This is a genomic window from Streptomyces sp. NPDC030838 (genome assembly GCF_055572035.1).
Genome location: NZ_JBVIED010000013.1, coordinates 181,516 through 194,378 on the forward strand (window position 1 = coordinate 181,516; position 12,863 = coordinate 194,378).

Below are 12,863 nucleotides of genomic sequence, written 5' to 3' on the forward strand. Positions count from 1 at the left end.
GGAGTTCGGAAAGTCGATCAGAAGGTAGGGGTGAGGTACCGGCGCGTCAATGGTTTACGCAGGGCCGTTCGCGCCTACCGTGAAGTCCGTGGCCCGGCGTGAACGGCCGTTCTCCGCAGGGGCGTTCCGCGCGGGGCCGCAAGAGGTTACCGTTCGGTAGACCACGTGCTCCCGGAGGTGTCCCGCATGACGCTCGCCCCTGCCGCAGGCCTGGCGGAGACCGCTCGCGCACTGGCCGCCGGGGAGGTGACGTCCCGGACCGTCGTCGCCGAGGCCCTGGCCCGGATCGAGGCGACCCAGGGGTCGGTCAACGCCTTCCGGATCGTCCGCGCCGAGGCGGCGCTCGCCGAGGCCGAGGCGGCGGACCGGGAACTGGCCGCGGGCGGGCGCCGGCCGCTGCTCGGGGTGCCCGTCGCGGTCAAGGACGACATGGACGTGGCGGGCGAGCCGACCGCCTTCGGCTGCCGGGGCACGTTCCCGCCGGTCGCCGAGGACGGCGAGGCGGTACGGCGGCTGCGCGCGGCCGGCGCGGTGATCGTCGGCAAGACCAACACCTGCGAGCTGGGGCAGTGGCCGTTCACCGAGGGGCCCGCGTTCGGCGCCACCCGCAACCCGTGGCACCCGGACCACACACCGGGCGGCTCCTCCGGTGGCAGCGCCGCCGCGGTCGCGGCGGGCCTGGTGCCGGCCGCGCTCGGCTCCGACGGGGCCGGTTCGGTCCGCATCCCCGCCTCCTGGACCCATCTGATCGGCATCAAGCCGCAGCGCGGGCGCATCTCGACCTGGCCGCGCGGCGAGTCGTTCCAGGGCATCACGGTCAATGGCCCACTGGCCCGCACGGTGGCGGACGCGGCGCTGCTGCTGGACACGGCGAGCGGCAACCACGAGCGGGATCCGCACCGGCCCCCGGCCCTGAAGATCGCGGAGGCGGCGGGCCGCGACCCCGGCCGGCTGCGCATCGCCCTCTCCCTCAAGCCGCCGTTCACCGCGCTGCCGGCCCGGCTCGACCCGGCGATCCGCGCCCGGGTCACCGAACTCGCCGAAAAGCTCGCCGCGTTGGGCCACGTGGTGGAGGAGGCGGACCCGCCCTACGGGCAGATCGGGCTGACCTTCGTCCCGCGGGCCACCATAGGGGTCGCCGAGTGGGTGCGCGAGGCCCCCGACCCGGCCCTGCTCGACCCGCGCACCCGGGGCGCCGCCCGGCTGGGCCGGCTGCTCGGCGGGGCCCCGCTGAAGGCGGCACGGCGGGCGGAGGCGGTGCTGCACCGCCGTATCGGCGGATTCTTCACGTCGTACGACGTGATCCTCGCGCCCACGACGGCCACTCCCCCGCCCCGGATCGGTGCCCTGCTCGGCCTGGGCCCGCTGGCCACCGACCGGGCGATCATCGCCGCGTGCCCCTACGCCTGGCCGTGGAACGTGCTGGGCTGGCCCGGCGTCGGCGTCCCCGCCGGTTTCGTCGACGGCGGACTGCCCGTCGGTGCGCAGCTGCTCGGCCCCGCGCACAGCGAACCGCTGCTGGTGTCGCTCGCCGCCCAGCTGGAGGCGGAGCTGCGCTGGCACGAACTGCGGCCGCCGGAGCGGTCGGTGACGGAGTCTCCAGTGGCGTGACCCGGCGACGGGGCGCCCCGCTAACGTGACCCCGTGACGCTGACCGATGACACCACCCCCGGCCGCCACGGCCCGTTCGCGACCACCGAGGCCGATCCGCGCGAGGTCGGCCGGGTGCGGACCGAGTACTCGCCCGCACACGACGGTGACCCCGATCCCGGGGAAATCGTCTGGACCTGGGTGCCCTTCGAGGAGAACGACGGGCGGGGCAAGGACCGCCCGGTGCTGGTCGTGGCGCGGGAGGCGGCGGGGACCTTCCTCGCCGTGCAGCTGACCAGCAAGCGGCACGACGGCCGGCGGGAGTGGGTGCCGATCGGGCACGGGCCCTGGGACCGGTCGGGGCGGGACTCCTGGGTGGACGTGGACCGGGTGCTGCGGCTGCACGAGCAGGGGATGCGACGGGAGGCCTGCGCGCTCGACCGCATGCGGTTCAACCTGGTGCGGCACCGGCTGCGGGAGCGCTACGGCTGGAGCTGAGGTTCGCCCGGCGGAGCACTCGCCTGTTGACCGTGCTCCGCCACTGACCGTGTTCCGGCTCCGCTATTGACCGTGTTCCGTCAGGGCGCTACGTTGCCCGTCACTGTAAGGAAACTTTCCTAACAGCTGTGCGGCATCAAGTGACCCCCACCGGAGGATGTCATGCGCAGAACCCTGTCCACGCTCCTCGCCGGCGCCGCGCTCGCCGGCCTCGGCCTCACCCTCACCCCGCCCCCCGCGGCCGCCTCCGCCGCCGCGGCGACCCCCGCCTCGATCAACGGCCGGCTGAAGGTGTGCGGCGTCAAGCTCTGCAACCAGCACGGCAAGCCCGTCCAGCTGCGCGGCATGAGCAGCCACGGCCTGCAGTGGTACGGCCAGTGTCTGACCGACGGCTCCCTGAACGCGCTCGCCGGTGACTGGAACGCCGACGTCCTGCGCATCTCCCTCTACGTGCAGGAGGGCGGCTACGAGACCGACCCGCGGAAGTTCACCGACCGGGTGCACCAGCTCATCGAGATGGCCACGGCCCGCGGCATGTACGCCCTCGTCGACTGGCACCAGCTCACCCCCGGCGACCCGCACCACAACCTGGAGCGGGCCAAGACGTTCTTCACCGAGATCGCCCGGCGCCACCGCGGGAAGACCAACCTGCTCTACGACATCGCCAACGAGCCCAACGGCGTCAGCTGGTCGCGGATCAAGTCGTACGCCGAGCAGCTCATCCCCGTGATCCGCGCCCAGGACCCCCACACGCCGATCCTGATCGGCACCCACGGGTGGGGCTCGCTCGGCATCTCGGACGGCCGCGACGAGACCGATGTGATCAACAACCCGGTCCGGGCGAGCAACATCATGTACACGTTCCACTTCTACGCGGCGTCGCACGGCCAGGAGTACCTGAGCGCCCTCGACCGGGCCTCCGACCGGATACCGGTCTTCGTCACCGAGTTCGGCACCCAGGAGGCCACCGGGGACGGCCCGAACAACTTCAGCCGCACCCAGCAGTACCTCGACCTGATGGCACGCAAGAAGATCAGCTGGGTCAACTGGAACTTCTCCGACGACCACCGCTCCGGGGCGGTCTTCAAGACCGGCACCTGCAACGCCGGCGGGCCCTGGGCGGGCACCGCCTCGCTGAAGCCGGCCGGGGTCTGGATCCGCGACCGGATCAGGACGCCCGACGACTTCCCGACGGGCTGAGCAGGGTCCGGGCGAACGCCTCCCGGACCACCGCGCCGCGGGTGCGGTCCAGCACCCCGAACACCACCTGCTCGAAGCGGCCCGCGAACCGGCCGCCGGGGCCCAGCAGCCCGTGGAAGGCGCCCGCCACCTGCGCCGGGTCGTTCTGGAACACTCCGCAGCCCCAGGCGCCCAGCACCAGGCGCCGGTAGCCGTGGGCGGCGGCCGTCTCCAGGACCCGCTCGGCGCGGGTGGCGAGGGCCTGCGGCAGCTCGGCGACACGGTCCGGGGCGGTGCGCCGGACCACTCCCGCGTTGGGGGCCGCCGCGGTCAGGAATCCCGCGGTGAAGGGCTGGTCCAGCAATCGGCCCCGGTCGTCGCGGAAGACCGGGACGGCCGGGCTGTGGATGACACGGTCCGTGTAGAACGGGTCGCGGTGGGCGCGGTGGTGGTCGTAGAACTCCGGGGCCCGCAGCAGGCAGGCGTACAGCGCGGAGGCCCGGCACAGGGCCTCCTCCTGGGCCTGGGCGCCGTTCAGATAGCCGCCGCCCGGGTTGCGGGCGGAGGCGAAGTTGAGCACCGCCGTTCCGGCGCCCAAGCGGCGGGCGGCCTCCAGGCTGCTTTCCCCGGTCACCTCGACCCGGGTGTCCGCCGTCGGCGCCGGCGGCACCGGCAGAGGGTCCGGTCCGTACATCCGCGTGCCCGCCCGGGCCGCCTCGATCGCGTCCGCGAGGGGCACCTCACGGCCGTCGGCCGCCCGGTAGACCCCCGCCGCCACGATCTGTTCCGTCTCGCGTGCGAGGCCGCGCAGGCGCGCGCTCACGGCGCCACCCCCGTCGGCGCCGTGGCCGCGCGCCGCGCGGCCTCCCCCGTCGTGCTCATGCACGCATCGTGAGCGATCCTGGTCCTGCGGTGCAACAGAGTTTCCCGGCCCGAAAACGGCGGACATCCGCCCCGCAAACGCGCGGTTTCGGCCATGGAGAGACCCGGCACCCCGTCCCCAACGCCCCGATTTGCCCCCTTGTGGGAACGGGCGCGAAGGTCTTGGGTGGGACGAGTGTGCCGGCCCGGAGCCCACCGGCCCGGACCGGCGGCATGGAGGAACCTCAGAAGGGATCCCGACATGTCCGATACGGCAAGCGACTGTACGGAAGCGCACTGTACGGAGAACCGCACCGCCGTCACCGAGGCCGAGGTGGAGGCCCTGGTCCGCGGCATCTGCTTCAAGACCGGACCGCCCCGCTCCGTCGGTGTCGAGCTGGAGTGGCTGGTCCACGAGCTGCGGCAGCCGCGGCTCCCCGTGACATCCGAACGACTCGAAGCGGCCTACGCCGCCCTGCGCGCCACGCCCCTGGCGTCCGCGCTCACCGTGGAACCCGGCGGCCAGCTGGAGCTGAGCTCGCCGCCCGCCGCCTCCCTCATGGAGTGCGTGCACACCGTCTCCGCCGACCTGGACACCGTCCGCGCGGTCCTGCGCGAGCGGGGTCTCGGCCTCGTCGGCATCGGCCACGACCCCTGGCACGCGCCCCGCCGGTTCCTGCACGAGCCGCGCTACGACGCGATGGAGACCTCCCTCGACCGCACCGGACCCGCCGGCCGCGCCATGATGTGCGCCTCGGCCTCCGTGCAGGTCTGTCTGGACGCCGGGTACGAGGAGCCCGGCCCGCTCGGGCATGTGCGGCGCTGGTGGCTCGCCCACCAGCTGGGCGCGGTCCTGGTGGCCGCGTTCGCCAACTCCCCGGTGGCCGGACACCGGCCCACGGGCTGGGTGTCCACCCGCCAGCTGCGGTGGGCGGAGATCGGCGCCGGACGGGCGGGCGCGCCGGTGCTGGACGCCGATCCGCGCGGCGCCTGGGCCCGGCGGGTGCTGGACGCCCCGGTGATGTGCGTCCGGCGCGAGGACAGCCCGTGGGACGTGCCCAACGGGCTGACGTTCCGCGAGTGGACCCGGTCGGGAAGGCCCCGGCCGCCGACCTCCGACGACCTCGACTACCACCTGACGACGCTGTTCCCGCCGGTCAGGCCACGCGGCCATCTGGAGCTGCGGATGATCGACGCACAGCCCGGCGACGACGGCTGGATCGTGCCGGTCGCCGTGACGACCGCCCTCTTCGACGATCCGGAGGCCGCCGAGACCGCCTACCGCACGGTGAAACCGCTGGCCGAGCGCGCTCTCGGGCTGCCCGCGCCGCACAACCCGCTGTGGTCCGACGCGGCCCGCCACGGCCTCGCCGACCCGGAGCTGCGGGAGGCGGCCCTGGGCTGCTTCGCGGCGGCGCTGGACGCGCTGCCCCGGCTGGGCGCCACGCCCCGGGTGACGGACGCCGTCACGGCGTACCGCGACCGCTATGTCGTCCACGGCCGCTGCCCCGCCGACGACCTGCTCGACCGGCTGCACGGGAAGGACCTGCGCTCATGACCGACACCGCCCCCGACACCGCCACGGACGTGGACACCGACGCCCTCCGCGAGCGGGCGCTGGACTCGCTGACCACCGCCCGGGACCGCACCACCCTGCTGACCACCTGCGTCGACGACCCGGACCTGACCGCCCAGCACTCGCCGCTGATGTCCCCGCTGGTGTGGGACCTCGCGCACATCGGCAACCAGGAGGAGCTGTGGCTGCTGCGGGCGGTCGCCGGGCAGGAGGCGATCCGGCCCGAGATCGACAGCCTGTACGACGCCTTCGAGCACCCGCGCGCGGAGCGGCCGTCGCTGCCGCTGCTGCCGCCCGCCGAGGCCCGCGCGTACGCCGCGCAGGTGCGCCGCCGGGTCCTGGACGTGCTGGACGGCACCGCCCTGCACGGCACCCGGCTCACCGAGGCGGGGTTCGCCTTCGGGATGATCGCGCAGCACGAACAGCAGCATGACGAGACCATGCTGATCACCCATCAGCTGCGCAAGGGCCCGCAGGCGCTCACCGCCCCGGACCCGGAGCCCGTGCCGCTGTTCACCGGACCAACTGAAGTCCTCGTCCCGGGCGGCCCGTTCACCATGGGCACCTCCGCCGAGCCCTGGGCGCTGGACAACGAACGACCCGCGCACCGCCGCGAGATACCCCCCTTCCACATCGACACCACGCCGGTCACGAACGCCGCCTACCAGGCGTTCATCGAGGATGGCGGCTACACCGACCCGCGCTGGTGGGCGGCCGACGGCTGGGCGCACATCCGCCGCCACTCCATCACCGCCCCGCTGTTCTGGCGCCGGGACGGCGGGCAGTGGCTGCGGCGCCGGTTCGGGGTGACGGAGGTCGTACCGCCGGAGGAGCCGGTGCTGCACGTGTGCTGGTACGAGGCGGACGCGTACGCCCGCTGGGCCGGGCGGCGGCTGCCCACCGAGGCGGAGTGGGAGAAGGCGGCCCGCTACGACCCGGCGACCGGCGGCTCGCGGCGCTACCCATGGGGCGACGCCGACCCGGGCCCCGAGCACGCCAACCTCGGCCAGCGGCATCTGCGCCCGGCACCCGCCGGGAGCTACCCGGCCGGTGAATCGCCGCTGGGCGTACGGCAGTTGATCGGCGACGTCTGGGAGTGGACGGCGAGCGACTTCCTGCCGTACCCCGGGTTCCGGGCGTTCCCGTACAAGGAGTACTCGGAGGTGTTCTTCGGGCCCGACTACAAGGTGCTGCGCGGCGGCTCGTTCGCCGTGGACCCGGTGGCCTGCCGGGGCACCTTCCGCAACTGGGACTATCCGATCCGGCGGCAGATCTTCTCCGGCTTCCGCACGGCCCGCTCGCAGGACGTCTGATGTGCCGTCACCTCGCCTATCTGGGGCCCGCCGAGCCGCTCGGCGCCCTGCTGGTCGCGCCGCCGCACGCGCTGTACCGCCAGTCGTGGGCGCCGCGGCACCAGCGGTACGGGACGGTCAACGCCGACGGGTTCGGAGTCGGCTGGTACGCCGACGGCGACCCGGTGCCGGCCCGCTACCGGCGCGCCGGGCCCATCTGGGCGGACCAGTCCTTCGCCGACCTGGCCCGGGTCGTGCGCACCCGGGCGCTGCTCGCCGCGGTGCGGGACGCCACGCTCGCGGGTGCGGACGCCGAGGCCGCGGCGGCGCCGTACGCCTCGGGCCGGTGGCTGTTCAGCCACAACGGGGCGGTGCGGGGCTGGCCGGGGTCCCTGGCCGCGCTCTCGCGGAGCCTGCCGCCGGAGGACCTGCTGTCCCTGGAGGCCCGCAACGACTCCGCGCTGGTGTGGGCGCTGGTCCTGGCCCGGCTGCGCGCCGGGGACGATCCGGGCCGGGCGCTCGCCGACACGGTCCCGGAGGTCGCCGCGGCGGCGCCCGGCTCCCGGCTCAACCTGCTGCTCACCGACGGCACGACCATCACCGCCACGACCTGGGGCGACACCCTGTGGTACCTGGCCCGCCCGGGCGGCGGCACGGTCGTGGCGTCGGAGCCCTACGACGACGACCCGCACTGGACGGAGGTCCCGGACCGCACGCTGGTCACGGCGAGCCCCGCCGAGGTGCGCCTCGCCCCGCTCAAGGAGCCGAGCCACGCCCCGGCACCCGCAGCACCACCGAAGGAGCCCCACACGTGAGCCCGTTCCTCGTCACCCGTACCCTCCCCGAGGACGCCACGGACGCCGCCCTGCGCGCGGACGTCCTGCACGGCCTCACCGCGACGCCCAAGACACTGCCGCCGAAGTGGTTCTACGACGCGCAGGGCAGCGAGCTGTTCGAGCGGATCACCGAGCTGCCCGAGTACTACCCGACGCGCGCCGAGCGGGAGATCCTGATCGCCCGGGCCGCCGACATCGCCGCCGCGACCGGCGCCCGCACCCTGGTCGAACTGGGCTCCGGCTCCTCCGAGAAGACCCGGCACCTGATCGACGCGTTCGGCGGCCTGCGCGTCTATGTGCCGGTCGACGTCAGCGAGAGCGCCCTCACCCAGGCCGGGCAGGCGCTCGTCGCACAGCGGCCCGGCCTGGCCGTGCACGCGATGATCGCCGACTTCACCGCCCGGCTCGAGCTGCCGGACACGCCGGGGCCGCGGCTGCTGGCGTTCCTCGGCGGCACCATCGGCAATCTGCTGCCCGCCGAACGGGCCGTGTTCCTGGCCTCGGTGCGCACCCTGCTCTCCCCGGGCGACGCCCTGCTGCTCGGCACCGACCTGGTGAAGGACGAGCGGGTGCTGGTCCGGGCGTACGACGACGCGGCCGGGGTGACGGCCGCGTTCAACCGGAACGTCCTGGCCGTCGTCAACCGTGAGCTGGGCGCCGACTTCGATCCCGGCGCCTTCGACCATGTGGCGCTGTGGGACGCCGAGCAGGAGTGGATCGAGATGCGGCTGCGCTCCCGTCACGCGCAGACCGTGAAGATCCCGGCCGTCGATCTCGCCGTGGAGTTCGCGGCGGGCGAGGAGCTGTACACCGAGGTGTCGGCGAAGTTCCGGAAGGAGGGGGTGCGCGCCGAACTGGCCGACGCCGGGCTGGAGCTGGCCCACTGGTGGACGGACGGCGAGGGCCGCTTCGCGCTGTCGCTCAGCGTCGTGCCGTAGAAGGAGGTCAGCTCGCGGGCGCCGTCAGTGCCTCGGTGATCCGGCGTGAGGCGCGGCGGGCCTCGGTCGCCGGGTCGGCGCCCGTGAGCACCTTCGTCATGTACTCCTTGATCGGGTTGTCCGCCTCGACGTTCGCCCACTCGGGTGTGCTGGGCGTCGCCCGCCCCTGTGCCGCGCCGGCGGCCATGGCGGCGACGCCCTCCTCGGCCGCGACCTTGTCGGCCAGGGTCGTCTTGTTGGGCACGTAGTTCATGGTGCGGGCCAGTTCGGTGTTCCACTCGGCGCCGGCGAGGGCCTCGACGACGGCGATCGCGCCGTCGCGGACGTCGGTGTTCTTCGGTACGACGAGGTCGGAGCCGCCGGTGAAGACGGCGCCGGGCTTGGCGGCGCTGCGGCCGGGCACCGGGAAGAAGCCGATCTCGCCCTCCAGGTCGGGGTTCTGCCGGACCACGGCCCGGGCGAGCCCCGGCACCGCGACGATCTGCGCGACCTTCCCCCGGGCGAACACCCCGGCCTGCGGCGGGTGTTCCTCGTCGGCGTCGACGGGGCCGTCGCCGAGGGCCTGGAGGCGGCGGTAGAAGTCCATGCCGCGCAGGGCGGCCGGGGTGTCGAGGCTGCCCCGCCAGCCGCCGCCGTTCTCCTCGGCCAGGTCACCGCCCTCGTCCCAGATGAACCCGGCGAGCGTGTACCAGTCCTGACCGGCGAGGTAGATGCCCTGGTTGCCGCCGGAGTTCAGCTTCTCGGTGACCTCCAGCCACTCCTCGCGGGTCTTCGGCGGGGCGGTGACACCGGCCTGGGCGAAGAGGTCCTTGCGGTAGACGACGACGCGGTTGGCGGCGTACCAGGGGATGCCGTACTGCGCCGACAGCTGCTGCCCCGGTTCGGCGAGGCCGGGCAGCCAGTCGTCCATGCCCCAGTCCCGCATCGACTCCAGGGTCAGGTCGAGCAGTCCGCCGCCCTCGATGTACTGCGGGACCTGGGTGTTGCCGACCTCGATCACATCGGGGGCGTCCGCGGCGTCCGACTCCAGCGCGGCGTGCACCTTGGCGCCGATGCCGGTCCATTCCTGGATGCGGATGTCCAGGTCGAGGTCGCCGTGGGTGCGTTCGAACTCCTCGGTGAAGCGGTCCAGGAACTCCTTGGACGCGCTGTCCTTCATCAGCCAGACGGTGACGGTGCGCCGCTGCGGCCCGGTGTCGCCCGGCACCAGGCCGCAGCCGGTGAGGAGCGAGGCGGTCATGACGCAGCAGAGGGCGAGCAGGCGGCGACGTCTCACGAGGGGTCCTGTTCTGTCTGCGGACAGGGGGAGGAAGCCCGACGTGGGGGGACGAGCCGGAGGCTCGTACGGGTGTGCTGGATTTTGGTATGGACCAATGCGGAGGTCAAGGGATTCCGGGCGAGAGCCCGACGTCTCGCGGACCGCCGCAGCTTGGGGCACGGTGGAGTGACGCGTGACACAGCAGTCACGGCGGAGAGGAGCACCCCATGTCGAACCACACCTACCGGGTCACCGAGATCGTCGGCACCTCCCCCGAGGGCGTGGACCAGGCCATCCGCAACGGCATCACCCGCGCCTCGCAGACCCTGCGCAACCTGGACTGGTTCGAGGTGACCCAGGTGCGGGGCCAGATCGAGAACGGGCAGATCGCCCACTGGCAGGTCGGCCTGAAGGTGGGCTTCCGCCTGGAGGACGCGGGCTGACGCACACGGCTCCGCGCGGTCCGGACCCCGCGACGCCGGGACGACCGGACGACAGGACCTAGGTCCGCCCCTCCCGCTCCTGTGCCACCTTCAGCTCGGCCGAGGGGGTGGCCCAGCGGGCCCGGACGACGGTGAAGCCGGCGCGCTCGGCGTCCTCGCACACGAGTTCGTCGTCGTCCACGAGGACGCGGATCTCCCGGGTCCGGGCGAGGCGGCGCAGGATGCCCAGCTTGGTGTGGCGGGCGGGCCTGCGGTCGTCGTTGCGCCGCATGTAGACCCGCCCCTCCGGCAGCCCGTGCGCGGCCAGCCAGTCCAGCGTGTCGCGCCGGCAGCGCTCGGGCCGCCCGGTCAGGTAGACCACCTCGCACTCCTCGGCGCTCCGCAGCGCCAGTGCGACGCCCTCCGGGAGCGGCGGGTCCTGCGGCGCGGCCGCGAAGAAGGCGTCCCAGTCCCGCGGCCGGCGCTCCAGGAACCGCTGCCGGTGCGCGGTGTCGGCGAGGGTGTTGTCCAGGTCGAACACGGCCAGCGGGGCCTTCGTGGTCTCGGTCACGCCGTCCACCCTAGAGGCGCCCCGGCGGCTCCCGGGCCCGGGCCCCGGCCGCTGCCTATGCTGAGAGAGACGGTCCCGCTCGCGCGGAGCGAGAGGAGCCGGGTGTGACCGATGTGAACGCCGACGCCGGGCAGGCACTCCCGCCGGCAGCCGTGGACGCGCTGCGCGCGGCTCGCCGCGCCATGGCCCGGGAGGCGTGGGGCGAGGCGTACCGCCTGCTGCACGGCGTGGACGCCGCCCGGCTGACCCCGGACGACTGGGCCGCGTTCGCCGACGCCGCCTGGTGGACGAGTCACGTCGAGGAGTCGATCGTCCACCGGATGCGGGCCCACTCCGGATACCTGGCGGCGGGCGCCGCCCGACAGGCCGGCCTCATGGCCTGGCTGCTGTTCTACGAGCACCAGCTGGCGGGACGTACGGGAGCGGCGGCCGGCTGGCTGCACCGGGCCCGACGCCATCTGCGCGGCGAGCCCGAGTGCGTCGAGCACTGCTATCTGGCGTGGGTCGACGCGGAGCAGGCACGGCGGCGCGGGGCGTTCGACGAGGCGACGGCCGCCGCCCGGCGCATGGCGGAGATCGCGCTGCGCCGCGGCAGTGCGGATCTGCACGCCATGGCCGTCCAGGCACAGGCGGGCGTCCTGGTGGCGCAGGGCAGGGTCGCCGACGGACTCGATCTCCTCGACGACGCGATGTGCTCGGCCATGGCGGGCGAGCTGAGCAGCTTCTTCACCGGGTGGGTCTACTGTCTCGGCCTCCAGCAGTGCATGGCCTGCGCCGACCTGGAGCGTGCCGCCGAATGGACCGACGCGGCCATGCGGTGGTGCGCGTCGATGCCGGCGGAGAACAACTACCGGGGGCTGTGCAGGGTCCACCGGGTGGAGGTGCTGGAGCTGCGCGGCGAGTGGCCCCGGGCGCTGACCGAGGCCGTCCGGACCTGCGAGGAGCTGCTGCCCAACGAGCCGCGGATCGCCGCCGAGACCTTCTACCTGACCGGGGAGATCCAGCGGCGGCGCGGCGAGCCGGCGGCGGCCGAGGAGTCGTACGGCCGGGCGCACGAGCTGGGCCGCGACCCGCAGCCCGGTCTCGCCCTGCTGCGGCTGGCCCAGGGCAGGGCGGAGACCGCCGCCACGGCGCTGCGGGCGGCGCTGTCCCGCCACGCGGACGATCCCGGGGCCGACGGCCTCGGACGGTGCCGGCTGCTCGCGGCGGAGGTGGAGGCCTGCCTCGCGCTCGGCCGGCTCGACGAGGCGCGCGCGGCGGCCGGGGCGCTGGACGCGCTGGCCCGGGTCTGGCAGCGGCGCTGCGGTTCGGCGACGACCCTGCTGCACGCGAGCGCCGCGTCGGCGGGCGGCGCGGTGGCGTCCGCCGCCGGTGAGTACGACCGCGCGCTGCCGCTGCTGCACCGGGCGCTGGCTCTCTGGCTGGAACTGGGTGTGCCGTACGAGGCGGCCCAGGTGCGGATGGCTCTGGCGGCCGCCGCCCGCGCCGCAGGTGACGACGAGGCGGCCGGGATGGAGCTGCGGGCGGCCGGGCGGTCCTTCGCACGGCTGGGCGCCACACCGGACGAGCGGCGGGCGGCGGCCCTGCTCGCCAGCATGCGCGACGGGCGGCCGGGCGGGCTCACGGAGCGCGAGATCCAGGTGCTGCGGCTGGTCGCGGCAGGTGCGACGAACCGGTCCATCGCCGCCGAGCTGGTCATCAGCGAGCACACGGTCGCCCGGCACCTCAACAACATCTTCGCCAAGATCGACGTGTCCTCGCGCGCCGCGGCGACGGCGTACGCCTACACGCACGGCCTCGCGTAGCCGCCCGCATGGGCCCCGCATGGGCCGTTTCACCCAT

General features: G+C 74.2%; 12 protein-coding genes. 9 read left to right on the forward strand and 3 right to left on the reverse strand.

The features are described from left to right. Nucleotides 1-186 precede the first annotated feature (186 nt). The 3 genes from ACZ42A_RS29130 to ACZ42A_RS29140 all read left to right on the forward strand — a co-directional run bounded on the left by ACZ42A_RS29130 (nucleotide 187) and on the right by ACZ42A_RS29140 (nucleotide 3,288). Nucleotides 187-1,611: an amidase gene (locus ACZ42A_RS29130; protein WP_468530257.1), complete on the forward strand. Its 1,425-nt coding sequence runs from the start codon at nucleotides 187-189 to the stop codon at nucleotides 1,609-1,611. A gap of 33 nt (nucleotides 1,612-1,644) precedes the next feature. Then, nucleotides 1,645-2,088 carry a type II toxin-antitoxin system PemK/MazF family toxin gene (locus ACZ42A_RS29135; RefSeq protein ID WP_468530258.1) on the forward strand — a complete coding sequence of 148 codons (444 nt, stop codon included), beginning with the start codon at nucleotides 1,645-1,647 and terminating at the stop codon, nucleotides 2,086-2,088. Nucleotides 2,089-2,250: 162 nt separating this feature from the next. Beyond that, nucleotides 2,251-3,288 (forward strand): glycoside hydrolase family 5 protein, encoded by a 1,038-nt coding sequence (locus tag ACZ42A_RS29140; protein ID WP_468530259.1) that lies wholly within the window; start codon nucleotides 2,251-2,253, stop codon nucleotides 3,286-3,288. Here ACZ42A_RS29140 and ACZ42A_RS29145 read toward each other — a convergent pair. Continuing rightward, nucleotides 3,257-4,090 carry a TIGR02452 family protein gene (locus ACZ42A_RS29145; protein ID WP_468530260.1) on the reverse strand — a complete coding sequence of 278 codons (834 nt, stop codon included), beginning with the start codon at nucleotides 4,088-4,090 and terminating at the stop codon, nucleotides 3,257-3,259. The two genes, ACZ42A_RS29140 and ACZ42A_RS29145, sit on opposite strands and share 32 nt — an antisense overlap. 300 nt (nucleotides 4,091-4,390) lie before the next feature. On the opposite strand from ACZ42A_RS29145, the gene egtA reads away from it, so the two are divergent. The 4 genes from egtA to egtD are packed head-to-tail and all read left to right on the forward strand — an operon-like array spanning nucleotide 4,391 to nucleotide 8,770. After that, complete coding sequence (gene egtA, locus ACZ42A_RS29150) at nucleotides 4,391-5,686, forward strand: ergothioneine biosynthesis glutamate--cysteine ligase EgtA (protein ID WP_468530261.1); 1,296 nt, start codon at nucleotides 4,391-4,393, stop codon at nucleotides 5,684-5,686. Next, nucleotides 5,683-7,017: an ergothioneine biosynthesis protein EgtB gene (gene egtB, locus ACZ42A_RS29155; RefSeq protein WP_468530262.1), complete on the forward strand. Its 1,335-nt coding sequence runs from the start codon at nucleotides 5,683-5,685 to the stop codon at nucleotides 7,015-7,017. Before egtA ends, egtB begins: the two co-directional genes overlap by 4 nt. Next, the gene (gene egtC / locus ACZ42A_RS29160) at nucleotides 7,017-7,811 is read left to right on the forward strand and encodes an ergothioneine biosynthesis protein EgtC (protein WP_468530263.1); all 795 of its coding nucleotides are present in this window, start codon (nucleotides 7,017-7,019) and stop codon (nucleotides 7,809-7,811) included. Before egtB ends, egtC begins: the two co-directional genes overlap by 1 nt. Beyond that, on the forward strand, nucleotides 7,808-8,770 hold the full coding sequence (egtD, locus tag ACZ42A_RS29165) for an L-histidine N(alpha)-methyltransferase (protein WP_468530264.1): 963 nt from the start codon (nucleotides 7,808-7,810) through the stop codon (nucleotides 8,768-8,770). Before egtC ends, egtD begins: the two co-directional genes overlap by 4 nt. A 7-nt stretch (nucleotides 8,771-8,777) precedes the next feature. Here the strand turns inward: egtD and ACZ42A_RS29170 are convergent, their stop codons facing one another. Next, nucleotides 8,778-10,010: an extracellular solute-binding protein gene (locus tag ACZ42A_RS29170; RefSeq protein ID WP_468530356.1), complete on the reverse strand. Its 1,233-nt coding sequence runs from the start codon at nucleotides 10,008-10,010 to the stop codon at nucleotides 8,778-8,780. Between the two features lie 245 nt (nucleotides 10,011-10,255). Here ACZ42A_RS29170 and ACZ42A_RS29175 point away from each other — a divergent pair, with 245 nt between their 5' ends. Further along, complete coding sequence (locus ACZ42A_RS29175; RefSeq protein ID WP_468530265.1) at nucleotides 10,256-10,471, forward strand: dodecin; 216 nt, start codon at nucleotides 10,256-10,258, stop codon at nucleotides 10,469-10,471. Between the two features lie 58 nt (nucleotides 10,472-10,529). Here the strand turns inward: ACZ42A_RS29175 and ACZ42A_RS29180 are convergent, their stop codons facing one another. Then, nucleotides 10,530-11,021 (reverse strand): phosphatase domain-containing protein, encoded by a 492-nt coding sequence (locus ACZ42A_RS29180; protein WP_468530266.1) that lies wholly within the window; start codon nucleotides 11,019-11,021, stop codon nucleotides 10,530-10,532. A gap of 182 nt (nucleotides 11,022-11,203) precedes the next feature. Between ACZ42A_RS29180 and ACZ42A_RS29185 the strand changes: the two genes are divergently transcribed. Beyond that, entirely contained in the window at nucleotides 11,204-12,826 is a 1,623-nt protein-coding gene (locus ACZ42A_RS29185; RefSeq protein ID WP_468530357.1) for a helix-turn-helix transcriptional regulator, read from the forward strand. Nucleotides 12,827-12,863: the final 37 nt, after the last annotated feature.